Source organism: Corynebacterium aquilae DSM 44791 (genome assembly GCF_001941445.1).
Taxonomy (GTDB): domain Bacteria; phylum Actinomycetota; class Actinomycetes; order Mycobacteriales; family Mycobacteriaceae; genus Corynebacterium; species Corynebacterium aquilae.
In genome coordinates this window covers 2186454-2212483 of the sequence record NZ_CP009245.1, presented here as the reverse complement: position 1 = coordinate 2212483, position 26030 = coordinate 2186454, and the positions used below count along the sequence as shown (strand labels likewise).

Here is a 26030-nt window from a genome sequence, read left to right as displayed (position 1 = left end):
AAACCTTTGTCGGACTGCTAGAAGCTGGTGGTGCTTTTAACGTGCGTCGATGGTGCGGTTGCGCAGGGCCCGCTTGACGCGGTCTGCGCCTTCAGCGATGACGCGCTTGAAACCTGCGGTGTGCTCGCCGGCGAGAAGCTCCTCAGCGCGGGCAATACCTTCTTCGGAGATGTCCCAGCTGGGGTAGATCTCGGTGAGGGTGCGCAGTGCGACCTCGGATTCGAAGGTGTCCCACACAGTCGGCGCGACGCTGAAGTAGCGGGCGGAAAGATCGGTGAGGTTTTTATCAGAACCTGCCCAGGTCAAACCGCGGCCCTTGTGGCGCAGCTCCAGGTTGGACATGTCCTTACCGTGGGCGGTGATGGCCTCGAAGATGGCTGCCTTGTTGTTGGCGGTGTTGATTGCGGCCTCGGCGGTCCAGGCCCAGTTGCGGCCGTTGGAGGACTTGTCGCGGGTTTTTTCCTCCTCGATTGCGGCCAGTGCTTCCTCGGGGGTGTAGTCGCCACGGGCGATCAGGGAGGTCAGGGCGCGCCAGCGCAGGTCGGCGTCGACGTGCAGGCCCTCCAGTTCGGGGGCATCGGCCAGGATGGAGCGCATGAGCTGGGCGGCATCGTCGCCGAAGACCAGGTTGGACAGCGCTTGGGTGAAGACCAGCTGGTAGTCGGAGCCTGCCGGTGCGGCTTTGGCTGCCTCGAGCACCATGGAGGCGTGCGCGATGGCGCCGGTGTTGTCGCGCCAGGTCGGGTCCGCGTAGGAGCCCAGGGCGAGGGCAGCTTTGTTCAGCACGGATTCCAGCACGAAGACCTCGGTCTCCTTCGGCGCGCCCAGCGCCACCAGGCGGAGGTAGTCGCGGGCCTTCAACTCGCCGTCGCGCACCATTTCCCAGGCGGTGGACCAGATCAGGGCGCGGGCCATCGGGTCGCTGATCTTGTCCATGTTTTCCAGCGCGAAGGACAAGGATACCTCGTCGAGTTTCATCAGCGCGTAGGTGAGGTCTTCGTCGTTGACGATGACCAAATCGGCGGCTTGTTGGCCGACAATTTCGGGCACCTCGGTGGATGCGCCCTCAATGTCGAGGGCGTGCGCGAAGGTACGTTTCACTTCCCCGTCGACCAGGTTGTACAGGCCGACCTGGATGCGGTGGGTGCGGGTTTCGCCCTGGCCCGGCTGGGCGCCGGACTGGGCGACCGCGAAGCGAGTGTATTTACCGTCGGTGACCTCAAAGTCGGGGGAGAGGGTGTTGACGCCGGTGGTGGTCAGCCACTGGTTGGCCCAGTCGCTCAGGTCGCGGCCGGAGGCTTCCGCCAAGGCGCCGAGCAGGTCCTCGAAGGTGGCGTTGGAGAAAGCGTGGTTGGCGAAGTGCTTGCGCACGCCAGCGAAGAAGGGTTCGCGGCCCACGTAGGCCTGCAGCTGCTTGAATACGGATGCGCCCTTGGCGTAGGTGATGCCGTCGAAGTTTTGCTCCACGGTTTCGATATCGCCGGCGTCCGCGACGATGGGGTGGGTGGAGGGCAGCTGATCCTGCTGGTATGCCCATGCCTTTTCGACGTTGGCGAAGGTGACCCAGGCGGTGTCGAATTCGGTGGCTTCTGCCTGGCTGATTGCGGCGGACCAGGTGGCGAAGGACTCGTTGAGCCACAGGTCACCCCACCAGCGCATGGTGACCAGGTCGCCGAACCACATGTGGGCCAGCTCGTGGAGGACGGTGTCGCAGCGGCGCTCGTAGAGGGTGCGGGCCACCTTGGAGATAAACACGTATTCGTCGCGGAAGGTCACGCAGCCGGCGTTTTCCATCGCACCCATGTTGTATTCGGGGCAGAAAACCTGGTCGTACTTGCCGAAGGGGTAGGCCATGCCAAAGTTGGCGTGGTAGAAATCGAAGCCCTGCTTGGTCTGTTCGAACAGGGTCTCGTGGTCGAGGGCGTGCGCGAGGGATTTACGGCAGTAGATGCCGAACGGCACGGTCAGCTCGGTCGGCTCGGTGGCCGGGGTTTCCGGGTGGTGGGTCAGGGCGCCGGTCCAGGAGTCGGTGACCTCGTGATAGGGGCCGGCGCAGAAGGCAACCAGGTAGGTGGACAGTTTGTAGTCCACGGCACCGGTGTGAATGTCGCCGTTTTCGGTGTGGTTGACCTCGAGTGCCGGGTTGGAGATGACCTTCCAGCCTTGCGGGGTGGTCACCTTCATGGTGTAGGTGGCTTTGATGTCGGGCTGGTCGAAGCAGGTGAACACCCGCTTGGCGTCGGCGGTTTCGAACTGGGTGTAGAGGTAGGTTTCGTTGTCCGCCGGGTCGATGAAGCGGTGCAGACCTTGACCGGTGCGGGAATAAACGCAATCGGCAATAACTTGAAGAGTGTGCTCGCCCGGTTCCATGTTGCTCAGCACGATGCCCTGCTGCGGATCCGGGTTGTCCAGGCGCTGGCCATCGAGGACGGCTTCACGGATTTTGTCTGCGCGCAGATCGATGAACGTGCTTCCTGCTTTGGTGGTGGTGAAACGCACCGTAGTGTCGGAGACAAACGTCTCGCCCTGTTCGGTGAGATCCAGGGCGATGTCGTAGTGGCAGTCAGAGACGAGGTCGGCGCGGGTTTGCGCTTCCTCACGGGTCAAATTCAAAGAGGTCATAGTGACCACTGTAACACTCCAGGCGGGTGTACCCGCCGGGTGAAAGTGGCAGGGCTGTGACCGCACATCTGCGGTTCAGGCGCTGTGTGACGTTTTGTATTGTGTCCTTCGAATAGCACCGTTTTACCTCCCAAGTGGAGTAAGGAGTCCCTTCATGAGTACCCAGAACAATGCCCAAGCAATCACTTTCTATTTCGATGTTTCTTGCCCGTTTTGTTGGGTGACCTCCCGTTGGATCAAAGAGGTTGAAAAGGTTCGTGACGTTGCGGTTACTTTCGCCCCGATGAGCTTGTTTGTGCTTAATGAGGGGCGCGAGGAGTTGCCGGCTGATTACCGGGAGAAGATGAAAGCTAACCTGGGGCCTGCCCGGGTGTTTAGCAAGGTGGCGGTGGAGGCCCCGGACAAGGTTGATGAGTTGTACACCGTGATGGGGCACATGGTGCATAACGAGGGCAATGGTGGCCGAAAGGATTTTGGCGGCTACAACGACATCATTGCCCGTGCGGTCGAAAAGGTGGGTTTGGACGCGGAGTTTGCCGCAGTGGCCGACAGTGATGAGTATGACGAGCAGCTGCGGAAGTTCCACGCTACGGCGATGGAGAAGGTCGGCAACGACGTCGGTACCCCGGTTATTCAGTTGGGGGAGCGGGCGTTTTTCGGACCTGTTTTGACCCGTATCCCGCGCGGAGAGACCGCTGGCGAGTTGTTTGATGCGGCCCTGACGTTGGGAACCTACCCGCACTTCTTTGAGCTCAAGCGCTCCCGCGACGAGATGCCCAGCTTCGACTAGCTCTGAGGCTTTGGTTGAACTGAACGGCGACTGCCCTGGTTGCGTGTTGGTGACGAGGGCAGTCGCCGTTTGTTTATGGGGTGGGGCAGGAGGAGAGCGCGGCGGAGAGGGCTTGTCTTTCCTTATCTGTGACGGCGAGGTCGTATTTCTTTTTCACTTCTACTTGGGTGCGGGCGTAGGTGCACCAGGTGTCGCGGTTGGGTGGCATCCATTGGGCGGCGTCTTTGGCCCCTTTGGACTTATTCATCTCTTTGGTGGTGACCAGTAGGTTCATTGGGTCGTTGGCGAAGTTGCGGCGGTGGTCGTCATCCCACTGGTGTGCTCCGGTGGCCCAGGCGTTGGCGAGCGCTACGACGTGGTCGATGTGTACTTCTGCGGCGTTTCCGTTGCGGCCGCGTTGGAAGTGCACTTGTTGGCCGGAGTAGGGGTCGACGAAGTCGCCGGCGTAGGCCACGCAGTCGTGGGTGCCTTTTTTGATTTCTAGGTTTTTCAGGTCGCGCCGGAGGACATCGTTGCGGGTGTCGCAGCCGTTGTGGCCGCCGTCGACTTCGACGTCGTCGCTCCAGCGTTGTCCGAAAGCATCGCGTTGGTATCCGGGCGCGGGATCATCGATGGTGCGTAGCGAGGCAAGCTCTTGCTGGGCGGGGGAAAGGTCGATCGCTGAGCCGGGTACTGACGGTGCGGCGCAGGCCATGAGCAGGGCCCCGAGGCCAAGCACCGTGGCGTGCAGGGCGCGGGAAAGAAAGCGGCTGCGTGGCGTAGATTCCTTCGGCGGGCACGGCGTGGCTGCGTGCATGGCGGTGGGGTTGGTTACACTAGGGGACATGCGCGTTTACTTGGGAGCGGACCATGCTGGGTTCGACATGAAGAACATTATTGCTGAGCACCTGTCCAAGGCTGGACACGAGGTCATTGACTGCGGTGCTCATGAGTACGATGCCCTGGACGATTACCCCGCATTCTGCATTGAAGCGGCACGTCGTACCGTCAACGATCCGGGTTCGCTCGGCATCGTGCTCGGCGGCAGTGGCAACGGCGAGCAGATCGCCGCGAACAAGGTTAAGGGTGCTCGTTGTGCCCTGGCCTGGTCGGTGGAGACCGCGAAGCTGGCCCGTGAGCACAACAACGCTCAGCTCATCGGTATCGGTGGCCGTATGCACTCCGAGGAGGAAGCACTGGCTATCGTGGATGCTTTCCTGGAGCAGCCCTGGTCGAACGAGGAGCGCCACCAGCGTCGTATCGACATCCTGGCTGAGTACGAGAAGACCGGTATTGCACCGGCACTGCCCGAAAAATAATCACAAAACCCCTCGCTCATAGGGAAAACTCCATAATTGTTCCTGCCCCTTGGGGTGGGGGATAAAAAGACGAAGACGAAAGCCGGCCACATTAAAGCCGACTTTCGTCTTCATCTTTTTTGTGGGGTCTTGGCGGTGTGTGTGGAGGTGCCGGGACGCCTGTTTTGTGAAAAGTGAAATCTTTTCGGAAAAGATGGAAAACGAGCCGTGTTGGCAATGGAGATATCCGGCGCCTGGGATGTGTTTTGGGGGGAACGTATCCTCCAGCGGTGCGAAAGCTGGGCTTATGAGAAAAGGCTAAAAGGCACCGTCCGAATAGTGGACGTAAAATGGGGACGTCGTTAAGCCGGTAAAAATATACCCCAGGGGGTAAAGGGGCGCCGTTGGGGGAATTATTTATTTGAGAAATAAAAAACAAAAATTGCGGGGCGAGGAATGTGTAAAAACATCCTCGCCCCGCAATTCAAGGTTGGGGAAAAATTATTCGGCGTTTTGTGCAGATTTCCGAGAATCAATCCATTCGCGAATGTCGCGGGAATCCCAGAGGGTCAAGCCGTGAAGCTTCGCAACAGGCTTAGGTGCGCGCCCACGGCCAGCGTAGCTGGTGAAAGTGCCGCGTGCGGTGCCGGAAACATCTGCACATTCACGAGCTGTCCACAGCTCGGTGCCGGTGTTGGCGTCAATGATCTTTGGTTGCATGCGCCCTAGGTTAGCGCAAAAAGAATGGATGTGCATTATCTGAGAAAAGGGTCGTAAATCATCCCAAGCCTCACATGGGCACACCCTGAATAAAGGGTGTGAAAAGCATTTGGAAAGGCCTCCGAAACGCCCTTTACTTAAGAATTTATTAAGGATGGGTGCGGTTTAAAAAGTGTGTTGCTTGGCTTTCGGATAGTTAGTTTTGTCGCATTATGTGAGCGAATCTGCTAGTAGAGGGGGCTGATGGCGCTCTTTGGCGTGAGTGGACGTGTCGTCGCCATGCTGTGAATAAGGTAAATGGCGCTGTTGGAGTGGGGTTCGGATGCTTAAAACCTCCCCCAATGAGAAAAACTTTTCGCCCGTGGGCGTTGGCCTGCGCGACCCCTGAGCAGGCGGAGTCCTGCCCTGGCACTTCATCACCGCCCGATAGTGGCGGGGCTGGGGCTGGGGGTGGGGTAAAACCCGGAACTTCACAGTGGGAAAACGCGGTGGGTTTCGGCGGCGCAGCTTAGTCGCTGAAGGGATGCGACAACCGGGCGATGCGCCTGAGTGTGAATCGAGACGGGAAGAAACCGCTCGCAAAGCGTGCGCATGTTTTCTCTTCCTTGGGTGTTCCGGTCGCGACTGTGCCTAAGGTCTGGGAAGGCACAGATGGGCGCTGGTCTTCCCGGTTGTGCTGGCGTTGCGGTTGGATCGGCGGGGTTGCATTCCGAATCCTCGGCCCGTGGGGGGAAAGCCGCGCCCTGCCGGTGGGGTGTAGTCCGCACGCAACGATGGCATGTGTAGGTCGCGGGTGGGGACGCTGATTGTGTTAAAAAGCTCACTGCACACAGTCAGCACACGCACCCCGGAATGTAGAAACCCCCGCGGGCCTAAAATAGGCCCCTAGCGGGGGTTATGCTTGGAGGGAACGACGGGAATCGAACCCGCGTCTTCAGCTTGGAAGGCTGAGGTATTAGCCACTATACGACGTTCCCAACGCGTCAAAAGCGACCTCACAAGGAAGTCTGCTTCAACGACGGTTGAGGTTACCACATCCGCCCCGGGTGGTTGCAAAAACTCCACATAGGGCATGAATCCAGGGGCCAAATGGTGATCCTCGGACACGACGATTGCGTGCCTTCCGTACCGTTGAGGGGTGGGCGGCGCGAAGGGGGGAAGGGGGAAAGGGGAGGTGTGGGGGAGCGGGGAAGATGCGGGGTGGGAGTACTCAGCGCGCGTGAAGACAGGACGGGGCTGTTGGGGCTTGGTTGGGGGTTAAAAGGTCAGTGGAGGTCAGTGGATTGCTGTGTGCAGGTTCGCCTGGCAGTTCTATTTCGACGATGGGTGGAAAAGGCTGCTGTGAACAGCGCGTTTGCAAGTTGTCCTGGGTAATGCCCACCCCAAGTACAACCTCATTTCCCGAGACTCGGTAAACTGCACCTCACGCCCGATGGGCCACGGACTTCCTAGTACGTTTTTAAGTGTGGACGTTGTTCGTGACAGGCCCGCTCATGACGGCGGTGTTGTGTGAAAACGCAGCCCCAATGTCGGCCGGCTAGAACTCATTGGGTAGCTTTGACAGCGTTGTTGTGTTGAGGATTTTCTTCGGCAACAACACGACGGGATATGGCGCAGTTTGGTAGCGCACCTGCTTTGGGAGCAGGGGGTCGCAGGTTCAAATCCTGTTATCCCGACGTCGCACCCGCGCCCCGGTATCACACAGTTGGTACCGGGGCGCGGGGCACAAGACAACTAGTAATTTGCATCTAATGCTTTTGCCCGCTGAGTTTGTTGCCCTCCCGGCCCCGATTAAGGGGTGGGGGATGGGGCGTCAGACGGTGGGTGAGTTCAACATCCAGGAGTGTGACTCGTGAAGAGTTCCGTCGAGAAGCTCAATGACACCCGCGTGAAGATCACCGTCGAGGTTCCCTTCGACGAGCTCTCCGCTGAGTTTGATCAGGCCTACGCCGCACTGGCTCGCCAGATCCAGGTGCCCGGTTTCCGTAAGGGCAAGGCCCCCCGCCAGCTCATCGAGGCCCGCATCGGCCGCGGCCCGGTCATCGAGCAGGTCATCAACGACATGCTGCCGTCCCGCTACGGCCAGGCTGTGGAAGAAAACGACCTGAACGTCATCTCCCAGCCCAACGTTGAGGTCACCAAGGTCGAAGACGGCAAGCTCGTCGAGTTCGTCGCCGAGGTTGACGTTCGCCCCGAGTTCGAGGTTCCGAAGTTCGAAGACATCAACGTCACCGTTGATGCGATCAAGACCGACGACGCCGAGGTCGACAAGGAACTCGACCGCCTGCGCGAGCGCTTCTCCACCCTGAAGACCTCCCGCGCCAAGGCCGCCAAGGACCTGGTTTTGACCATCGACCTGTCCGCCACCCACAACGGTGAAGAAATCAAGGAAGCTTCCGCTGAAGGCCTGACCTACATCGTTGGCTCCGGCGACTTCATCGAGGGCCTCGACGAGGCCGTCACCGGCCTGAAGACCGGCGAGTCCGCCACCTTCACCGCCACCCTGCCCAACGGCGACCACGCCGGCGAAGAGGGCGAAATCACCGTCACCGTCCAGGGCGTGAAGAAGCGCGTCCTGCCGGAAGCTAACGACGAGTTCGCTCAGGAAGCTTCCGAGTTCGACACCATCGAAGAGCTCCGCGCAGACCTCGCCGAGACCGTCGAGGAGCGCGCCAAGCAGGCCCAGGCCATGGCCATCCGCGACGAGGTTCTCAAGGCTGCCCTGGACAAGGTCTCCTTCGAGCTTCCCGAAAGCCTCGTTGAGGAGCAGACCCAGGCCCAGATGCAGCAGCTGCTCGCCCAGGTCGGCGGCAACGAAGAACTGCTCGACAACCTGCTGTCCGCACAGGATATGGACCGCGCCAAGTTCGAGGAGCAGACCCGCGAGTCCTCCCGCAACAACGTGCGCACCCAGATCTTCCTGGATGCCCTGTCCGACATCGAGCAGCCCGAGGTGACCAACGACGAGTTCACCCAGCACATCCTGTTCACCGCGCAGAACTACGGCATGGACCCCCGCGAGTTCATCCAGCGCATCAACGAAGCAGGCCAGATGGGCACCCTGATGGCCGACCTGCGCCGCGGCAAGGCACTCGCCTCCGCTATCTGCAAGGTCACCGTCACCGACTCCGAGGGCAACAACATCGACCCCAGCGAGTACTACGGTGAGGAAGACGCCGAGCAGGCCGACTCCGAGGAGAACTAAACCCCTCCCATGCCAGCACCGGCATGACCCTTGCCCGCCCCACCAACCACACGGTCGGGGCGGGCTTTTTCACACCCTGCTACGCTGTCAGCGAACATCCGGCCCTCAACCCACCGAAACGCCGCCGACAGCGGTAGGCTGAAGCCCACACCGCGCACCCCATGGTCGTGCGCTCAAACAAAAACTTTCCTATTAGCGATTGAGAGACAATGACTAACTCCCCCCTGATGTCATCCGCAGCAGCAGGCATGAACCTGTCCGACTCCGTCTACGAGCGACTCCTCCGGGAACGCATTATCTTCCTCGGCACCCAGGTCGACGACGAGATCGCTAACAAGCTGTGCGCCCAAATCCTGCTGCTCAGCGCCGAAGACCCCTCCCGCGACATCAACCTCTACATCAACAGCCCCGGCGGCTCCGTCACCGCCGGCATGGCCATTTACGACACCATGAAGTACGCGCCCTGCGACGTCGCCACCTACGGCATGGGCCTGGCCGCCTCCATGGGCCAGTTCCTGCTGTCCGCCGGCACCAAAGGCAAGCGCTACGCCCTGCCCCACGCCCGCATCATGATGCACCAGCCGTCCGCCGGCGTCGGCGGCACCGCAGCCGACATCGCCATCCAGGCCGAACAGTTCGCCCACACCAAGCGCGAAATGGCCGAACTCATCGCCGAACACACCGGCCAGACCGTCGAGCAGATCACCAAAGACTCCGACCGCGACCGCTGGTTCACCGCCCAGGAAGCAAAAGACTACGGCTTCGTCGATCACGTCATCACCCACGCCAAGTAACACCACCACGCGTACCCCCACCACTGATCAGACGAGCCAAGGAGCACCCCCACTCATGAACACCCCCTCCATGCCGACCTCCCGCTACATCCTTCCCAGCTTCGTTGAGCACTCCAGCTTCGGCGCCAAGGAATCCAACCCCTACAACAAGCTGTTCGAAGAGCGCATCATCTTCCTCGGCACCCAGGTCGACGACGCTTCCGCCAACGACATCATGGCGCAGCTGCTCGTCCTCGAGGGCCTCGACCCCGACCGCGACATCACCATGTACATCAACAGCCCCGGCGGTTCCTTCACCTCCCTGATGGCCATCTACGACACCATGCAATACGTCCGCTGCGACGTGCAGACCGTCTGCCTCGGCCAGGCCGCCTCCGCCGCCGCCGTACTGCTGGCAGCCGGCACCCCCGGCAAACGCGCCGCCCTGCCCAACGCCCGCGTGCTCATCCACCAGCCCGCCACCGGCGGCGTGCAAGGCCAAGTCTCCGACCTGGAAATCCAGGCCAAGGAAATCGAGCGCATGCGCACCCTGATGGAAACCACCCTCGCTCGCCACACCGGCCGCGACGCCGAAACCATCCGCCGCGATACCGACCGCGACAAGATCCTCACCGCCGAAGAAGCCAAGGAATACGGCATCATCGACCAAGTCTTCGAGTACCGCAAGCTCTCCGCCCAGAGCTAACCCCCACCGCAAGCCCCCAGTTTGGTATCGGGGGCCCGGTCAACCGACGCCTCCGCCGCGTCACCATCACCGCGGAGGCGTCGGTTTTTGCGCGCCCCCACCTTCCGCCCCGCGCGCCACCAAAGAAAACACCCCAACCCCGACTAGAGTAAGTCGGTACCATCGCGGCACGCGCCCACTGCTGTCGGGCATAGAACGCGCCCCTGCTGTGTTGAACAGCAGTGTGGCCGAAACCCGCGCCCACGCGGGACCAGCCCACCGCACCCCGTCTGGCCAACACACAAAGAAAAGGACCGGTAGAAGTAACGCATGTCTGAAGCTTCCGACCTCATCAAATGCTCTTTTTGTGGCAAGAGCCAGAAACTCGTCCGCAAACTGATCGCCGGCGGCGGCGTCTACATCTGCAACGAGTGCATCGAGCTGTGCAACGAAATCATCGAAGAAGAACTGTCCAAACAGGACGCTGAACAAGCCGCCGAGGCCGGCCCACGCCTGCCGAAACCCAAAGAGATCTCCGCCTTCCTCGACGCCTACGTCATCGGCCAAGACCAAGCCAAACGCACCCTCGCCGTGGCCGTCTACAACCACTACAAGCGCCTAAAGACCCAGGAAGATCAAGCCACCAAGCGCAGCGATGACGATGAGGCCGTCGAGCTGTCCAAGTCGAACATCCTGCTGCTCGGGCCCACCGGCTCCGGCAAAACCTACCTGGCGCAAACCCTGGCGAAAATGCTCGACGTGCCCTTCTGCATCGCAGACGCCACCTCCCTCACCGAGGCCGGCTACGTCGGCGAAGACGTCGAAAACATCCTCCTGCGCCTGCTGCAAGCCGCCGACATGGATGTTGAGCGCGCCCAACGCGGCATCGTCTACATCGACGAGGTCGACAAGATCGCCCGCCGCAGCGAAAACCCCTCCATCACCCGCGACGTCTCCGGCGAAGGCGTGCAGCAAGCCCTGCTGAAAATCCTGGAAGGCACCATTGCGGCCGTGCCGCCCGCAGGCGGGCGCAAGCACCCCAACCAGGAATACATCAACGTCGATACCTCCAACATCCTGTTCATCGTCGCTGGTGCGTTTTCCGGGCTGGAAAAAGTCATCGAGAAGCGCATGGGCTCCAACACGCTCGGCTTCGGCAACACCATGCGCTCCAAGGAAGAACTCGACGAAATCGACGTGTACTCCAAGGTGGAACCCGAGGACTTGGTCAAATTCGGGCTCATCCCCGAATTCATCGGCCGTCTGCCCATTACCGCAACGGTCACCAACCTCGACGCCGACTCCCTGGTGAAAGTGCTGACCGAGCCCCGCAACTCGCTGGTGCGCCAATACTGCGCCCTGTTCGCGATGGACGGGGTGGAGCTCGTCTTCGAAGACGAAGCGCTGACCGCGATCGCGAACAAGGCGCTGGAACGCAAAACCGGTGCCCGTGGCCTGCGCTCCATCCTGGAAGACCTCCTCATGCCGCTGATGTACGACCTTCCCGACCAGGAAATCGCCCGGGTCATCATCACCGCCGGCTACGTCGCCGGCGAAGAAGATGTCACCCTGGTGGAAAACCTCATCGAGCAGCCTGGCCGGCACGTCAAATCCGCCTAAAAGACCACCGAAGGTCTTTCCGGCTACACCACCCCAAAACACCACTGCCCGGCAGCTTCCTAACATCAGAGAAGCTGCCGGGCAGTGGCATGTGGTGTGCGCCCCGAAGAGGGCGCAGGAGGTGGTTCTACAGGCTGCTGTGGTCTTCGTAAATCGACTGCGCGCCACCATCGGTTTGGCCAAAAGTGCCCACCAGGTAGCTCATTCCGCCGGTGTTGCGCATATTCGAGGTCAAAAACGCCAGCACGGCGTCGCGCACCAGACGGCGCATCCCATCGAGGTTTTCCTCATCGGTCATGTCGGTGCCATAGAGGTTGGCGAAGGTTGCCCGGTTGGTGACGCGGAACATGCACAAAGACGCCACGATGGCGTACACGTCAACGGCTGCGATACCGGGGCGGAAAGCGCCGGCATCCTGGCCCATCATCAAGATCCGTTCCATCTGCAGCACCACCGAGGACTGATCCGCCAGCGGGGCGCCACGCAGCATGTCGGCCTGGCCGAAAAGGTTCTCCATCGTCACCAGGCGAACGGAGTTTTCTTCCTCCACCATGCAGTCGTAGATGGCGTTGACGATCTTGCCCATCGCCTCGACGGGGACTTCGGTCTCTAGGGCCATTTCGCTGGGGTCCGGGCGCAGGCGCGCAATCGCCAGCTGCAGTGCCTTGACGTACAAGCCGCGCTTGTCGCCAAAGTGGTAATGGATCATGCGCTTGGACATGCCACTGCGCTGGGCGATGGACTCGAGTCGAGTGTCATCGAAACCACCGGTGGCGAAGCAGTCCAGTGCGATAGCCACGACCTTTTCCACGGTTACCGTGCCCTGGTCGACATCGATTTCAGTGCTCGTCATTGCGGCTCGTCGTGTCCCTTCTTCACTCGTGCGGTTCTTCAGGCAAAGAAACTCATACGTTGATTAATTGGTGGAGCTCAACGCCCCCGCGCGATGAGGAAGCGATGGCATGATTCGCTGCGGTCGCAGCGAAAAAAATTGGGTATTTCTGTATGAAGTTAGCGGTGTAGTACTGCAAACATGGCGCGTACACGCCCGGCCGTTGCGGCGGGGCCGCAACGGTGTCTTGGTGCGCCGGCTAGCCCGTGCGCATCTCACCCCAAAGGGCGAAAGCACGAAACTAGAAAACTATCACTTTTTCTGTGCCGAAAGCCAAAGGTTCAAGCGTGCGCGAGTCTGTGTTCTTTTGTCTGCAGGTGGTAGTAGGTGTGGCCGGGGAATTGCCGACGAAAAGGATCACGGGGATGTGTAGCCCCACGGCATCCGCATCCGGATTCCTGCCGAAGTCATCCGCTAACACCGCTGGTCAATTGAAGGAAAAGTCCTCCAACTGCAGCCGGGTCATGGTGCCGCGGTGGTCGCCTTTCAGCGGCCTGTGCGGTGCTGTGATCCGGCAGGAGATCCAATTCGTGGTCTGCGTACTATGCAACACGAAAATGGGGACAAGTGCAGGGGCCTGGCCCTTTTCGGGGGTAGTTTTCTTTCCCATTAGTCGAGCATTCAGGCAAAAGCTGCTTTTAGGGAGATTTTCGCCACATTCTGCCCCTCGGTTTGATGAACATCTCTTGTGCATGTGTGCACCCTTTTGGGCACGGCGGGGGAGAAGTACGGGGGTAGATGGCGTGCTACCCCAGGTGGCGGCGTCTTAATCACACACTCTGGGTGTGGTGCATTGTTGATTCCTGGCGCGGATCGGCGCCGTGTGCGCTGGTGTGCATGGGTTGTGGGGCGCGGCGCGCTTGCCGGGTTCGCCGCTAGGCTTTAAGGCAGGAAAGCGCCCCGCGTCAGCGGGCTTCAGACAAAGTCCCATCGAATGTGAGTGTTCGACGGTGTTCGTGCGGGTCGCTTTTGTGACTTCCTGCAAACAAATACTCAACTCCCGTGGCCGATGGTTTTGGCCAGCACGGTGGCGATGATGAAGTTTCTCGCTCCTGCTGGGGTGTCCCAGATAATGGGGTGCTTAGAAGCCGGCCAGATAAGGACCAAGCTTTACCCATGACGCAACCTAAGAAGATTGCCGTAACCGGTGCTGCCGGCCAGATTTCCTACTCCCTGCTGTGGCGCATTGCCAATGGCGATGTCTACGGCCAGGACACCCCGGTCGAGCTGAACCTGCTGGAGATCACCCCGGCGCTGGGCGCTACTGAGGGTGTCGCGATGGAGCTGCTGGATTCTGCTTTTCCGCTGCTGCGCAACATCACCATCACCGACAAGGCCGAGGAGGCATTTGACGGTGCTAACGCTGCCTTCCTGGTTGGCGCGAAGCCCCGCGGTGCGGGCGAGGAGCGTTCCGCTCTGCTGGCAGCCAATGGCAAGATCTTTGGCCCGCAGGGCAAGGCCCTCAACGATCACGCCGCTGATGACATTCGCGTCCTGGTGGTCGGTAACCCGGCCAACACCAATGCTCTGATCACCAAGGCTCACGCTCAGGACATTCCGGCTGAGCGTTTCACCGCCATGATGCGCCTGGATCACAACCGCGCGATCTCTCAGCTGGGCACCAAGCTGGGCAAGCCTTCCTCCGACTTCGAGGACATGGTCGTGTGGGGTAACCACTCCGCCACCCAGTTCCCCGACATCACCTACGCCACCATCGACGGCCAGAAGGTGTCCGACCTGGTCGAGCGCGAGTGGTACCTCAACGAGTTCATCCCGCGTGTGGCTAAGCGCGGCGCTGAGATCATTGAGGTGCGTGGCAAGTCTTCGGCTGCCTCTGCCGCATCTTCCGCTGTCGACCACATGCGCGACTGGGTGCAGGGCACTGAGAAGTGGTGCTCCGCTGCCGTGTCTTCCGATGGTTCCTACGGTGTGCCGGAGGGCTTGATCTTCGGCCTGCCGACCGTCGCGCGCGATGGCAAGTGGGAGATCGTTCAGGGCCTGGAGCTCAACGACTTCCAGAAGGAGCGCATTGCCGCCAACGTCGCCGAGCTCGAGTCCGAGCGTGACGCCGTGAAGGCTGCTGGCCTGATCTAGGCTTGCTGTTTAGTGCAGCACAAGCAAAGTGAAAAGAACCTCACATCAGTGTGGGGTTCTTTTTCGTGTGTGGACTAGGTGCTGGGGGTGCGGGCTGCGCGCAGCTCGTTAAGTTCTTGACCGAGATCGGCGCAGATGCGCAGCAGCTCGGGGGCCAGGCGGGGGTGTGTTTCTGGGGGGATGTCGCTGAGCACCCCGGAGATGGTCAGTGAGAGTTCGGTGTTGGGCACGGGGGCGGCGAGACCTGCGACCTGGGGGATGAAGACCTCGGTGCCGCACCAGCCTTGCTCGAGGGTCTGATTCAGGCAGTCCCACAGCTTCCGTCGGGCTTGTGCGCCGTTGACCATCCAGCGGGTCGGGATGTGGGAGGCTACGTGTTCGATTTCGGCTTCCTGGCGGCGGCGGGGGAGCCGGGAAAGTAAGGCCACGCCGGCGTAGCTGGTGGCGAGGCGTTTGGATTCTCCGACGCGCACGCTGAACACGCGGATGGGGCTGGTGCCATCGGCGCGGGTGACATACAGGGCGCGCCCGGAGTCGAGCTGGGCCACATAGGCGGTCACCCCGGTGACGTGGGCGAGTTCGCGGGCGTACTTGTCGACGATGCCGAACTCGTCTTCCGCCAGGTGGGGTGAGAGTTGGTTACGGGCGTACCAGCGTCCGCTCTTATTGAGGGTGATGTTTTCTTCGGATAGTTGGTCGAGAAGGCGATAGGCGGTGGGGCGGGGCAGGCCGGTTTCGTCGGTGATCTGACCCATGGTGGCACCACATGGCCCCATGGCTTCCAGGACTCGGATTACGGAAGCAGCTTTAGAAATGACGCTCATTAGTTGGACAACTTTCTTGCTTAAATCCCTTGTCGACGCTCATTGTGTGAGGGAGAATACATGAAACTGTATCAAATATTGCACATTGTGGCGTCCAAAGCTACGTGCAAATCCACCTGCGAGTACAGGAGCCTTCGCTATGAACCGACCACTGGTCATGATCCACGGCACATCAGGAACTTTTGCCGGCCACTACGGCACCATCGCGCCGATGCTCGGCCGCTACCGGGATGTCAGCGGCATCGACTGGAGCCCCACCGGGGATACTTTCGAACTCGACGACATCATCGAACAGGTCATGAAAGCTGCGCCCGACGGTGAGTTCGACCTGGTGGGATTCTCCCTCGGGGCGGTCGCCGCCGCAGCGATTGCCGCCCGCGACCCCGAACGCGTTGGCGCCCTGGCGCTCATCGCCGGCTGGATCACCACCGACGCCCAACAAAAACTCCGCAACGGCATCTGGTCGAAGCTGTACGACGAAAACTCCGGCGCCATCCGCGAATACATGGCCTTCTGCGCGTTTTCCCCGGGCTTCATCCTGCACACCCCGCCGGCTGCCATCGCCCCGGCCATCGAGGCGTTGCCGATCAACGAATTCATCCGCGCCCAGATGGACCTCAACGCCCGCATCGACATCAGTGGGGAGGTCGGCCGCATCACCGCACCCACCCTAATTGTGTCCTGCACCAAAGACACCATGGTGCCACCGCACCACCAACAGCAACTGTTCGGCGCCATTGAAAACTCCCGACTGCGCCACATCGAGTCCGGACACATGGTGGTCATGGAACGCGCCCAAGAAATCACCGCGGTTCTCACGGACTTCTTCAACGACCCCGAACGGCACGCCCCGGGCACCACCATCGCCAACGAGTACAACTAGGCAGGCATCATGAACACCACCCCCATCACCACCCACGTCCTCGTCATCGGTGGCGGCTTCTCCGGTATCGCATTAGGCCGTGGGCTGCTCCAGCAGGGCATCACCGACTTCCTCATCATCGACCGCAACCACCAATTCGGCGGCTGCTGGTCCGATAACACCTACCCCGGCGTCGCCTGCGACGTGCCCAGCCACCTCTACTCCTTCTCCTGGCGCCCCAACCCAGACTTCTCCCGCGTCTACGGCACCGGCCCAGAAATTCGCCAATACCTCGAAGACACCGCGCTCGAACTCGGCCTTGACCAGCACTACCGGCCCGGCGAAAACCTCGAATCCGCCACCTACCGCGACGGCGGCTGGGACGTCAAAACCGACCAGGCCAGCTACCGCTGCACCGTGCTGATCACCGCCACCGGGCACCTCATCGACCCGAAAATCCCCGACACCGACTTCGCCGGGGAAGTGCTGCACTCCGCCGCCTGGGATCACAGCGTCGATCTCGCCGGTAAGCGCGTCGCCGTCGTCGGCACCGGCGCCTCCGCCATCCAGGTCGTGCCCGCCATCGCCGACACCGCAGCCGAAGTCACCGTCTTCCAACGCACCCCCGCCTGGATCATCCCCCGCGAAGACCGCGCCTACACCGAGGCCGAAAAACGCACCTTCGCCCGCGTGCCAGAGGCACTCGAAGCCGAACGCGCCTACCGCTTCTGGCACGGCGAAGCCCTCTACCCGGCCATGCGCGGACACGCCGGCACCCAAGCAATGCTGAAAAAACTCGCCGACGCCCACCGCGCCAACCTCATCGAAGACGAAGCCCTCCGTGAAAAACTCACCCCCACCTACGCGCCCGGCTGCAAACGCGTACTGGTTGCCAACGACTTCTATCACGCGCTCAACCGCGACAACGTCGAACTCGTAGCCTCGGCCCTGGATCACGCACAAGGCCACACCCTCGTCGCCGCCGACGGCACCACCATCGAAGCCGACGTGCTGATCTTCTGCACCGGATTCGACGTCGCCGAACCCGTCTACGCCGAAAAGGTCTTCAACGACCGCGGCGAAAGCCTGTCCCAAGCATGGGGTAGGGGAGATGTGCTCCTGCACACCCTGTTCGCCCCGGACTTCCCCAACCTGATCGCCGTCAACGCCCGCCACACCGGTCTTGGCCACAACTCCCTGGTGCACATCATCGAAACCCAGGTAGACGCCGCCATGCAGGCACTGAAATGGAACGCAGCCACCTTCCAAGCCCGCCGCGACGCCCACGACGCCTACGCACACAAACTCGCCGAGATGGCGCAAGGCACCGTGTGGACCGAAGGCGGCGGCTGTGGTGCCTGGTACGTCGACGGGCGCACCAACACACTCACCGCCGTATGGCCCGGCTTCGCCTTCGAACTGCGCCAACAGCTGCGAGAAATCCCCCAACAACACTTCCAGCTCAACTAACCCCCCGGCATCACGCCGACTAAAGGCACAAAAACAACCGCCCGCACACTCCCCACAATCGGGGAGCACGCGGGCGGTTTGTCCGCAACAGGCGCACGCGGCTGCTACAGCACGCCGCCGAAAGCCTTCTCAATCGGCTTACGGAACGCCATCAGCAACAGGCCCAGGCCAATCATGACCACCGTGGTCACGATGTAGAACATGCGCTCCTGGGAGGGCACATCCGGGTGGTAGAAACCGGCAAAAGTACCAGCCAAAGCCGTACCGATCGCCCACGACAAAAAGTGCAAACTCATCATGCGGGTCGGGAAAGCCTTCGGAGCAAGCTTGGTGGCCATCGACAAACCAATCGGGGAAATCAACAGCTCAGACATGGTGAACACAAACAAAATCGCCACGATCACCATGAACGGGGTGGAGTTCGGGCCGCCACCAGCAAACGGCAGGAACATCAGCGGAGCCAAACCAATGACAATCAGACCAATGGCGAACTTCGTCGGGGTGGTCGGCTGACGCTTACCCATGCGGGTCCACAGGGCCGCGAACACACCAGCGAACACGATGATGAACACCGGGTTGATCGAATTCATCCACGCCGGGGGAATCTCATAGCCGAAAATATCGCGGTTTAGGCGCTGATCGGTATAAATAGCCAGCACCGTGAACTGCTGCTGGAACAGCGCGGCAAAAGCACTGGTCGCCAAGAACATCGGAACATAGCCCACCAGCCGCTTGCGTTCGACCTCGGAGACCAAATCAGAACGGTACATCTGCAGCCACAAAACGATTGCCGACACGAAAGCCACCGCACTGACCGCATCCGAAAGGCGACCAGCAGTCAACAAGCCGGACGCGAAAGCGGCGAACACCACCAAGGCACCCACGATGAGAACACCCGCAATCTTCGGGTAGGCGCCCTTTTCCAGCGGGCTGGTCGGGCCGAAGCTATCGACATCGATAGTCTTGCGGCGCAGCGCAATGTACTGGATGACACCGACCAGCATGAAAAACGCCGCCGTCAAAAACGCCGGGTGGAAACCGAATTCCTTCCACACAAAACCAGTCAACAGCGGGCCAAACAAGGCGCCGATGTTGATACCCATGTAGAAGATGGAAAAACCGCCGTCGCGCCGGGCGTCGGCGCGGTCATAGAGGGAGCCGAGTACCGTGGAGGCGGTCGTTTTCACGCCACCGGAGCCAAAGGCGATTAGCGCCAGGCCGATGGATAGGCCCAACATGCCGGGCAGCGCCGACAGGGAAACGTGGCCGGCCATGATTGCGATGGCGGAATAGAGCAGGGTCTTTTCCGCGCCCAGGATGCGGTCGGCTACCCAGCCGCCGGCGATGCAGGCCAGGTACACCAGGCCGCCGTAGGCACCGATGACGGCAGTGGCGACCGCTTCGTCCTTGCCGAGGCCACCATCAGTGACGGAGTAGTACAGGTAGTACACCAACACGGCCTGCAGGCCGTAGAAAGAGAATCGCTCCCAGATTTCCACGCCGAACAGGTTTGCCAGTCCGAGGGGGTGGCCGAAAAACCGCGTGTCCATTTCCTTCGGGGCGCTTGTGTGCCCCTGTAAATCATCTGAAGTTTGTGACATGTTTAGGCAGTCTACGACCTATCACAGCAAGAAATGAACATTGTTCAATTTCTCGGCGACGTGCTTTGTTGTCAAAAACTGTCGCTGTATTGGTGGGGTTAGGCTACGTTTTGCCTGTACATACCCTAAATATGTGGGCTGCTAGGCGGGCTAAATGTGTGTAGGTGAAAATATTTTGCACCCGGAACGGGTATCGCTCATTGAATCCTTCCCGCAAGAAAATGTGTCCAACGACACATAAATTGTGGCTTGTGTGCCCCGCCCACGATGTCGGCATCTACCATCCGCCCCAGCCACAGGCGCGGGCAAGCAACCCCCAAAATGATCTCCCCAGCCTCCAGGAGTCCCCGCCACCCCAAGCCACACCCACGCCGGCGCAGGCACCACCAAAAACCCGGCCCATCACAAAAGATCGCCCATAGACCGGCTAAGATGGGCCGCATGTCTAATGCCGATGATCGAGCCAACAACCTGCCCGCGTCCTGGGACCCGAAGGCGGTCGAATCAGACCTCTACAACTCCTGGGTCGACGCCGGCTACTTCACCGCTGACCCCGCCAGCGACAAGCCCGGCTTTTCCATTGTGCTGCCCCCGCCGAACGTCACCGGCCAGCTGCACATGGGTCACGCACTCGATCACACCCTGATGGACGCCATCGCCCGCCGCAAGCGCATGCAAGGCTATGAAGTGCTGTGGCTGCCCGGCATGGACCACGCCGGCATCGCCACCCAAACCAAAGTCGAAGCAATGCTCAAAGAAACCGAGGGCAAAAACCGCTTCGACTACGAACGCGAAGACTTCGTGGAGAAGGTGTGGGAATGGAAGCGCGACTTCGGCGGCCGCATTGGCAACCAGATGCGCGCCATCGGCGACTCCGTGGACTGGTCGCGCGAGCGCTTCACCATGGACGAGGGCCTGTCCCGCGCGGTGCAGACCATCTTTAAAGAACTATTCGACCAGGGCATGATCTACCGGGCCAACCGCCTGGTGAACTGGTCGCCCGTGCTCGAAACCGCCGTCAGCGACATCGAGGTCGTCTACAAAGACGTCGAAGGCGAGCTGGTGTCCATCCGCTACGGCTCCCTCAACGACAACGAACCCCACGTCATCGTGGCCACCACCCGCGTGGAAACCATGCTCGGCGACGTCGCGGTGGCAGTCCACCCCGACGACGAGCGCTACCAGGACCTCATCGGCACCACCCTGGACCACCCCTTCCTGCCGGACCGCAAGATGATCATCATCGCCGACGACTACGTCGACCCCGAGTTCGGCACCGGTGCCGTCAAGATCACCCCGGCCCACGACCCCAACGACTACGCCATGGGGCAACGCCACAACCTGGACATGCCCACCATCATGGATGCCACCGGCCACATCGCCGGCACCGGCACCCAATTCGACGGCATGGACCGCTTCGAAGCGCGCGTGAAAATCCGCGAAGCGCTGGCCGAACAAGGACGCATCGTCGCTGAAAAGCGCCCCTACGTCCACTCCGTCGGCCACTCCGAGCGCTCCGGCGAACCCATCGAACCCCGCCTGTCCCTGCAATGGTTCGTCAAGGTCGACAAGCTCGCCGCCATGGCCGGCGAGGCTATCCGCGCCAAAGACACCGTCATCTACCCGGCCAGCCAAGAACCCCGCTACTTCGACTGGGTCGACGACATGCACGACTGGTGCATCTCCCGCCAACTGTGGTGGGGCCACCGCATCCCGATCTTCTACGGCCCCAACGGCGAAGTCCTCTGCGTGGGACCCGACGAGCAGCCGCCCGCGGGCTACACCCAGGACGAAGACGTGCTGGACACCTGGTTCAGCTCCGCACTGTGGCCGTTTTCCACCATGGGCTGGCCCGACGCCACCGCCGAGCTGGCCAAGTTCTATCCCACCAGCGTACTGGTCACCGGCTACGACATCCTGTTCTTCTGGGTGGCGCGCATGATGATGTTCTCCACCTTCGCGGCCACACTGCCCAACAGTCCCTTAGGCCAGGCCGCCGACGGCCGACCCCAAATCCCATTCAACGACCTCTACCTGCACGGCCTGGTCCGCGACGAACACGGCCGCAAAATGAGCAAGTCGCTCGGTAACGGTATCGACCCCATGGACTGGGTCGAACGCTACGGCGCCGACGCCCTGCGCTTCACCCTGGCCCGCGGCGCCAACCCCGGCGTCGACCTGCCGGTCGGTGAAGACTCCGCACAGTCCTCCCGCAACTTCGCCACCAAGCTCTTCAACGCCACCAAGTTCGCCCTGATGAACGGCGCCCGCGTCGACGCACTCCCGGCCCGTGAGGAACTCACCGACGCAGACCGGTGGATCCTGGATCGCCTGGAAGAAGTCCGCGCCCAGGTCGACACCTACCTGGATGGCTACCAGTTCGCCAAGGCCAACGAGGCCCTCTACCAGTTCGCCTGGGGCGAGCTGTGCGACTGGTACCTGGAGATCTCCAAATCTCAAATCCCCCGCGACGGCGAAACCCCCACCGGCGAAAACACCAAAATCGTGCTGGGCCGCGCCCTCGATGTGGTGCTGCGCCTCCTGCACCCGACCATGCCCTTCGTCACCGAAGTGCTGTGGACCGCGCTGACCGGCAACACCTCCCTGTGCGAAGCCACCTGGCCCACCGCCGAGGACACCAACGGTGGAGTGGAAACCGACGACGTCGCACGCCGCCGCATGGCCGACCAAGAAAAGCTCATCACCGAGCTGCGCCGCTTCCGCTCCGACCAGGGCGTTAAGCCCTCCCAGCGCGTGCCCGCCCGCATCGACTTCGCCGCCGCCGACCTCACCGGCCAAGAAGACGCCGTGCGCTCCCTGGCCCGCGTGGACGTTCCCGCCGAAGACTTCAACGCCTCCGCCGAACTCGAAGTGCGCCTCAGCCAGGCCACCATCACCATCGCCGTCGACACCAGCGGCACCGTCGACAAGGCAGCCGAACGCAAGCGCCTAGAAAAGGACCTCGCGGCCGCCACCAAGGAACTCGACACCACCGGCAAGAAACTCGGCAACGAAGCCTTCCTCGCGAAAGCCCCCGAAGCGGTGGTGGACAAGATCCGCGCCCGCCGCCAAGTCGCCGAGGAAGAAGTCGCCCGCATCACCGCCCGCCTGGCAGAGCTCTAAGCCCCGCCCCACACCAGCAGCGCCATGACCTGCCCCACGCCCAAGTAGGCAACGCGGGGCAGGCTTCGCTGTTTTCTCGCCCCCACCGTATTCGCCGACCTTCCCCCCAATTCTGTGAGGAAACTCCATGCACGACACCCCCACCCCTGAACCCGACGACCGCGAGCACCCCACAGAAGACACCACCGGTGTTGTGGACGAACAACAGGCAGCAGCACTTGCCCAACTCGCCGCAGCCGCCGGCATCCCCGAACACCAAATCCCCACCGACGGCGACGCCGTAGAAGCCGCACTAGCAGCCGCTGGACTAGGCCTCGGCGCAGACTTCGACGAGGAAGAAGACACCGATGCCGACAGCGCCCCCATCACCGGCACCGTCATGGTCGACGACCAAGGCTTAACCCTGCCCATTGGGGCAGCACCAGCCGACAGTGAGGAACCCGCCTACACCCCGCAAGACCTCGAGGACCTCGCACAGGTGGAACGGGAACTCGATCAGCGCTGGTCGGAGGTCAAAATCGACCCCACCATGGAACGCATCGAGGAACTCATGGACATCCTCGGCTCCCCGCACCAGGCATACCCCACCATCCACGTGGCCGGCACCAACGGCAAAACCTCCACAGTGCGCATGATCGAGGCCCTCGTGCGCGCCTTTGCCCGCCGCACCGGACGCACCACCAGCCCCCACCTCCAACTGGTCACCGAGCGCATCGCCATCGACGGCGCCCCGATTAGCCCCGCCGACTACGTGCGCACCTGGCGCGAAATCCAGCCCTACGTAGAAATGGTCGACGCCCGCAGCGAAGCCAAAGGCGGGCCCAAAATGAGCAAATTTGAAGTGCTCACCGCCATGGCTTTTGCCGCCTTCGCCGACGCACCCGTCGACGTCGGCGTCGTCGAAGTCGGCCTCGGCGGCCGCTGGGACGCCACCAACGTGATCTCCTCCGACGTCGCCGTCATCATGCCCGTCGGCCTCGACCACCAGGACTACCTGGGAGAAACCATCGAGGAAATCGCCGCCGAAAAAGCCGGCATCATCAAACCCCGCTGGGACGCCAGCGACCTACTCACCCCACCAGACAACGTCGCCATCGTCGGCGCCCAAGAACCAGCCGCCCTGCGCGTCATCCTCGAACGCGCCGTCGAAGCCGACGCCGCAGTCGCCCGCTTCGGCCAAGAATTCGGCGTCATCGAATCCTCCCTCGCCGTCGGCGGACAACGCATCAGCCTCAAAGGGCTCGGCGGCGAATACGACGACATCTTCCTGCCCCTATCCGGCGAACACCAAGCACACAACGCAGCCTGCGCCCTCGCAGCCGTCGAAGCATTCTTCGGCGCCGGCCCCGGCCGCCCCCTCGACATCGAACGCGTCCGCGCCGGCTTCGCCGCCGTGCAATCCCCCGGACGCCTCGAACGCGTCCGCGCCACCCCCACCGTCTTCGTCGACGCCACCCACAACCCCCACGGCGCCACAGCCCTAGCCGCAGCACTCAACCGCGACTTCGACTTCCGCCGCTTGATCGGCGTGCTCGCCGTCCTCGGCGACAAAGACGCCCGAGGCATCCTCACCGCACTCGAACCCGTCCTCACCGAAGTCGTCATCACCGAAAACCTCAGCCCCCGGGCCCTGCCAACCGAGGAACTCGCAGACATGGCCCGCGAAATCTTCGGCGAGGAACGCGTCCACACCGCCGAGTCACTATCAGGCGCCGTGGCCTTGGCCGTAGAGTTGGCGGAAGAATCCGACGAACCAGGCGGACAAGTGTCCGGCTCCGGTGTCGTCATCACCGGCTCGGTAGTCACCGCGGGCGAGGCCCGCACCCTGTTTGGAAAGGACCCCGCATGAGCACCGCAGGCCAGGACATCGAATACGGCCCCCTCGGCCCCGGCCACGCCCCCGCCAAAGACCCCCTCAAAGGCCTCAACGGAGTCATGGCCGGCACCCTCGTCATGGAAGCCATCTCCCTGCTGCTCGTCCTCACTGTCATCGGACGACTCGACAACGGCGCCTACTGGACCACCGCAAACTGGCTCTTTGTCACCTTCATTGGTGTCGCAATGTTCGTCTGGGCCTTCTTCCAACGACTACCCATCAACCTCATCGTCAACATCGCCCTACAAGTCATCGCCCTGGTAGGCGCTTTCTTCGTGCACTACTCCATGATCATCATGGTGCTGTTTTTCATCGGCGTGTGGGCCTTCATCCTGTACCTCCGCGCCAACCTCATAGAACGCATGAAGCGTGGCCTGTTGACCACCCAACACACCTAGCCGCACACCCCGCAGCCCACACCACACCGCCACCAGCAAACCCCATTGCCGGTGGCGGTTTCGCTATCCACCCCCCTAAGACAACTACGCAAAGCACGCCCGGGGGTACACCAGGCGCAGCCACCACAACCGATAGCCCTGTAGGATGGTGCGCATGTCTGAACGTACACTCATCCTGATCAAGCCGGACGGCGTCTCCCGCGGTCTCGTCGGCGAAGTTATCTCCCGCATCGAGCGCAAAGGCCTGAAGCTGGCCGCCCTCGACCTGCGCGTTGCCGACGAAGCAACCGCCAAGGCTCACTACGCAGAGCACGAGGACAAGCCCTTCTTCGGCGAACTGGTCGAGTTCATCACCTCCGCACCGCTGATCGCCGGCGTCGTCGAAGGCCCCCGCGCCATCGAAGCATGGCGCCAGCTGGCCGGCGGCACCGATCCGGTCGCCAAGGCCACCCCGGGCACCATCCGCGGCGACTTCGCCCTCGAGGTCGCCAACAACGTCGTTCACGGCTCCGACTCCCCGGAGTCCGCAGAACGCGAAATCTCCATCTGGTTCCCGAACCTCTAAAAACCTCGTTTTCCCTACCCCCACGCCGCCACAGCGCGCGCCGGGGATAGCCGAAACCGCACAATCCGCTCCTGGGCTTGGCTCCGGGGCGGATTTTTCATGCCTAAAACCCACATCCCACAACGTCATGAGACGTGTTGCGGTGGGTGCGACCAACGCCGGGGTGGGGGAGAAGACCTGCACCGCTGCTGCTGCAGAAGCTGCCGGCCGCCCCCATCCGCCCAAACCCAACTGACCCCGCTAACGAAGTGCCTGCCTGAGAAACGATCCAGTGGCATGTTCAATTGATACCAACATGCATTAGCTAAAGCTGGTGGGTAAACTCACCGGGGAAGAAAAGAACAACATCACCTGTGTCAAGGGAATCTCCGGTGTGAATCCGGAAGCGGTACTCGCCACTGTATGACGCGACACCACACGAACCGCCTCGCCCCGCGCGAGGCCACTAGGGGCAAACACGCCCCCGGGAAGGCCTGAAAACCTCGCCACCAACGAGGTGTCGGCGGCCGTGTGACGGCGTTGAAGCCAGGAGACCTACAGGAGATGACCGGTTTTACGGCGCACACTTACTTGGGTGCGCCCGCGAGCTGCCACTGCGGTCACGAGTATTTGACCCCACGTGGCGAATGTGAG

At 61.7% G+C, this 26030-nt stretch carries 19 protein-coding genes, 2 tRNA genes and 1 riboswitch; of the genes, 14 read left to right on the top strand and 7 right to left on the bottom strand.

The genetic code is table 11. The annotated features are described in order from the left end of the window. Positions 1 to 36: 36 nt before the first annotated feature. Positions 37 to 2622: an aminopeptidase N gene (pepN, locus tag CAQU_RS09285; protein WP_075727150.1), complete on the bottom strand. Its 2586-nt coding sequence runs from the start codon at positions 2620 to 2622 to the stop codon at positions 37 to 39. A gap of 154 nt (positions 2623 to 2776) precedes the next feature. Between pepN and CAQU_RS09280 the strand changes: the two genes are divergently transcribed. After that, a complete protein-coding gene (locus tag CAQU_RS09280; protein WP_075727148.1) occupies positions 2777 to 3412 on the top strand; it encodes a mycothiol-dependent nitroreductase Rv2466c family protein in 636 nt (211 codons plus the stop codon). A 73-nt stretch (positions 3413 to 3485) separates the two neighbouring features. Here CAQU_RS09280 and CAQU_RS09275 read toward each other — a convergent pair whose 3' ends face one another. Next, the gene (locus tag CAQU_RS09275) at positions 3486 to 4238 is read right to left on the bottom strand and encodes an HNH endonuclease family protein (RefSeq protein ID WP_245797248.1); all 753 of its coding nucleotides are present in this window, start codon (positions 4236 to 4238) and stop codon (positions 3486 to 3488) included. On the opposite strand from CAQU_RS09275, the gene CAQU_RS09270 reads away from it, so the two are divergent. Further along, positions 4237 to 4710: a ribose-5-phosphate isomerase gene (locus CAQU_RS09270; protein WP_075727146.1), complete on the top strand. Its 474-nt coding sequence runs from the start codon at positions 4237 to 4239 to the stop codon at positions 4708 to 4710. The genes CAQU_RS09275 and CAQU_RS09270 overlap by 2 nt on opposite strands. A 480-nt stretch (positions 4711 to 5190) precedes the next feature. On the opposite strand, the gene CAQU_RS09265 is transcribed toward CAQU_RS09270, so the two are convergent. Together CAQU_RS09265 and CAQU_RS09260 are read right to left on the bottom strand one after the other, a co-directional pair. Then, positions 5191 to 5409, bottom strand: coding sequence for a helix-turn-helix transcriptional regulator (locus tag CAQU_RS09265; RefSeq protein ID WP_075727144.1), 219 nt, complete (start codon positions 5407 to 5409; stop codon positions 5191 to 5193). 902 nt (positions 5410 to 6311) lie between these two features. Further along, positions 6312 to 6386, bottom strand: a tRNA-Gly gene (locus CAQU_RS09260). A 625-nt stretch (positions 6387 to 7011) separates the two neighbouring features. On the opposite strand from CAQU_RS09260, the gene CAQU_RS09255 reads away from it, so the two are divergent. From CAQU_RS09255 to clpX, 5 genes are all read left to right on the top strand, one after another. Beyond that, positions 7012 to 7085, top strand: a tRNA-Pro gene (locus CAQU_RS09255). A 176-nt stretch (positions 7086 to 7261) separates the two neighbouring features. Continuing rightward, a complete protein-coding gene (gene tig, locus CAQU_RS09250; RefSeq protein ID WP_075727142.1) occupies positions 7262 to 8614 on the top strand; it encodes a trigger factor in 1353 nt (450 codons plus the stop codon). A gap of 209 nt (positions 8615 to 8823) precedes the next feature. Next, on the top strand, positions 8824 to 9408 hold the full coding sequence (locus CAQU_RS09245) for an ATP-dependent Clp protease proteolytic subunit (RefSeq protein WP_075727140.1): 585 nt from the start codon (positions 8824 to 8826) through the stop codon (positions 9406 to 9408). A 55-nt stretch (positions 9409 to 9463) separates the two neighbouring features. After that, positions 9464 to 10093 (top strand): ATP-dependent Clp protease proteolytic subunit, encoded by a 630-nt coding sequence (locus CAQU_RS09240; RefSeq protein ID WP_075727138.1) that lies wholly within the window; start codon positions 9464 to 9466, stop codon positions 10091 to 10093. Between the two features lie 309 nt (positions 10094 to 10402). Continuing rightward, complete coding sequence (gene clpX / locus CAQU_RS09235; protein WP_075727136.1) at positions 10403 to 11692, top strand: ATP-dependent Clp protease ATP-binding subunit ClpX; 1290 nt, start codon at positions 10403 to 10405, stop codon at positions 11690 to 11692. A gap of 127 nt (positions 11693 to 11819) precedes the next feature. Here the strand turns inward: clpX and CAQU_RS09230 are convergent, their stop codons facing one another. Next, a complete protein-coding gene (locus tag CAQU_RS09230) occupies positions 11820 to 12545 on the bottom strand; it encodes a TetR/AcrR family transcriptional regulator (RefSeq protein ID WP_075727134.1) in 726 nt (241 codons plus the stop codon). A 1155-nt stretch (positions 12546 to 13700) separates the two neighbouring features. Here CAQU_RS09230 and CAQU_RS09215 point away from each other — a divergent pair. After that, positions 13701 to 14678: a malate dehydrogenase gene (locus CAQU_RS09215; protein ID WP_075727128.1), complete on the top strand. Its 978-nt coding sequence runs from the start codon at positions 13701 to 13703 to the stop codon at positions 14676 to 14678. Between the two features lie 74 nt (positions 14679 to 14752). On the opposite strand, the gene CAQU_RS09210 is transcribed toward CAQU_RS09215, so the two are convergent. After that, positions 14753 to 15502 (bottom strand): IclR family transcriptional regulator, encoded by a 750-nt coding sequence (locus CAQU_RS09210; protein ID WP_075727126.1) that lies wholly within the window; start codon positions 15500 to 15502, stop codon positions 14753 to 14755. Between the two features lie 139 nt (positions 15503 to 15641). Between CAQU_RS09210 and CAQU_RS09205 the strand changes: the two genes are divergently transcribed. Together CAQU_RS09205 and CAQU_RS09200 are read left to right on the top strand one after the other, a co-directional pair. Next, on the top strand, positions 15642 to 16385 hold the full coding sequence (locus tag CAQU_RS09205) for an alpha/beta fold hydrolase (RefSeq protein WP_075727124.1): 744 nt from the start codon (positions 15642 to 15644) through the stop codon (positions 16383 to 16385). Between the two features lie 9 nt (positions 16386 to 16394). Then, entirely contained in the window at positions 16395 to 17834 is a 1440-nt protein-coding gene (locus CAQU_RS09200; RefSeq protein WP_075727122.1) for a flavin-containing monooxygenase, read from the top strand. A 104-nt stretch (positions 17835 to 17938) separates the two neighbouring features. Here CAQU_RS09200 and CAQU_RS09195 read toward each other — a convergent pair whose 3' ends face one another. Further along, a complete protein-coding gene (locus tag CAQU_RS09195) occupies positions 17939 to 19435 on the bottom strand; it encodes a peptide MFS transporter (protein WP_075727120.1) in 1497 nt (498 codons plus the stop codon). 441 nt (positions 19436 to 19876) lie between these two features. On the opposite strand from CAQU_RS09195, the gene CAQU_RS09190 reads away from it, so the two are divergent. The 4 genes from CAQU_RS09190 to ndk all read left to right on the top strand — a co-directional run bounded on the left by CAQU_RS09190 (position 19877) and on the right by ndk (position 25397). Further along, positions 19877 to 22558, top strand: coding sequence for a valine--tRNA ligase (locus CAQU_RS09190; RefSeq protein WP_245797247.1), 2682 nt, complete (start codon positions 19877 to 19879; stop codon positions 22556 to 22558). Positions 22559 to 22937: 379 nt separating this feature from the next. Beyond that, positions 22938 to 24407: a bifunctional tetrahydrofolate synthase/dihydrofolate synthase gene (gene folC, locus CAQU_RS09185; protein WP_075728646.1), complete on the top strand. Its 1470-nt coding sequence runs from the start codon at positions 22938 to 22940 to the stop codon at positions 24405 to 24407. Continuing rightward, complete coding sequence (locus tag CAQU_RS09180) at positions 24404 to 24832, top strand: DUF4233 domain-containing protein (RefSeq protein WP_075727106.1); 429 nt, start codon at positions 24404 to 24406, stop codon at positions 24830 to 24832. The genes folC and CAQU_RS09180 overlap by 4 nt, the downstream gene beginning before the upstream one ends. A 154-nt stretch (positions 24833 to 24986) precedes the next feature. Continuing rightward, positions 24987 to 25397 carry a nucleoside-diphosphate kinase gene (gene ndk, locus CAQU_RS09175; protein ID WP_075727104.1) on the top strand — a complete coding sequence of 137 codons (411 nt, stop codon included), beginning with the start codon at positions 24987 to 24989 and terminating at the stop codon, positions 25395 to 25397. Between the two features lie 334 nt (positions 25398 to 25731). Next, positions 25732 to 25953: riboswitch (cobalamin riboswitch) on the top strand. Positions 25954 to 26030 lie beyond the last annotated feature (77 nt).

Bases quoted from the DNA above. Each gene is read 5' to 3' on its own strand.
- pepN (WP_075727150.1), bottom strand. From the start codon at position 2,622: ATGACCTCTTTGAATTTGACCCGTGAGGAAGCGCAAACCCGCGCCGAC.
- CAQU_RS09280 (WP_075727148.1), top strand. From the start codon at position 2,777: ATGAGTACCCAGAACAATGCCCAAGCAATCACTTTCTATTTCGATGTT.
- CAQU_RS09270 (WP_075727146.1), top strand. From the start codon at position 4,237: ATGCGCGTTTACTTGGGAGCGGACCATGCTGGGTTCGACATGAAGAAC.
- CAQU_RS09275 (WP_245797248.1), bottom strand. From the start codon at position 4,238: ATGTCCCCTAGTGTAACCAACCCCACCGCCATGCACGCAGCCACGCCG.
- CAQU_RS09265 (WP_075727144.1), bottom strand. From the start codon at position 5,409: ATGCAACCAAAGATCATTGACGCCAACACCGGCACCGAGCTGTGGACA.
- CAQU_RS09245 (WP_075727140.1), top strand. From the start codon at position 8,824: ATGACTAACTCCCCCCTGATGTCATCCGCAGCAGCAGGCATGAACCTG.
- CAQU_RS09240 (WP_075727138.1), top strand. From the start codon at position 9,464: ATGAACACCCCCTCCATGCCGACCTCCCGCTACATCCTTCCCAGCTTC.
- clpX (WP_075727136.1), top strand. From the start codon at position 10,403: ATGTCTGAAGCTTCCGACCTCATCAAATGCTCTTTTTGTGGCAAGAGC.
- CAQU_RS09230 (WP_075727134.1), bottom strand. From the start codon at position 12,545: ATGACGAGCACTGAAATCGATGTCGACCAGGGCACGGTAACCGTGGAA.
- CAQU_RS09215 (WP_075727128.1), top strand. From the start codon at position 13,701: ATGACGCAACCTAAGAAGATTGCCGTAACCGGTGCTGCCGGCCAGATT.
- CAQU_RS09210 (WP_075727126.1), bottom strand. From the start codon at position 15,502: ATGAGCGTCATTTCTAAAGCTGCTTCCGTAATCCGAGTCCTGGAAGCC.
- CAQU_RS09205 (WP_075727124.1), top strand. From the start codon at position 15,642: ATGAACCGACCACTGGTCATGATCCACGGCACATCAGGAACTTTTGCC.
- CAQU_RS09200 (WP_075727122.1), top strand. From the start codon at position 16,395: ATGAACACCACCCCCATCACCACCCACGTCCTCGTCATCGGTGGCGGC.
- CAQU_RS09195 (WP_075727120.1), bottom strand. From the start codon at position 19,435: ATGTCACAAACTTCAGATGATTTACAGGGGCACACAAGCGCCCCGAAG.
- CAQU_RS09190 (WP_245797247.1), top strand. From the start codon at position 19,877: ATGTCTAATGCCGATGATCGAGCCAACAACCTGCCCGCGTCCTGGGAC.
- folC (WP_075728646.1), top strand. From the start codon at position 22,938: ATGGTCGACGACCAAGGCTTAACCCTGCCCATTGGGGCAGCACCAGCC.
- CAQU_RS09180 (WP_075727106.1), top strand. From the start codon at position 24,404: ATGAGCACCGCAGGCCAGGACATCGAATACGGCCCCCTCGGCCCCGGC.
- ndk (WP_075727104.1), top strand. From the start codon at position 24,987: ATGTCTGAACGTACACTCATCCTGATCAAGCCGGACGGCGTCTCCCGC.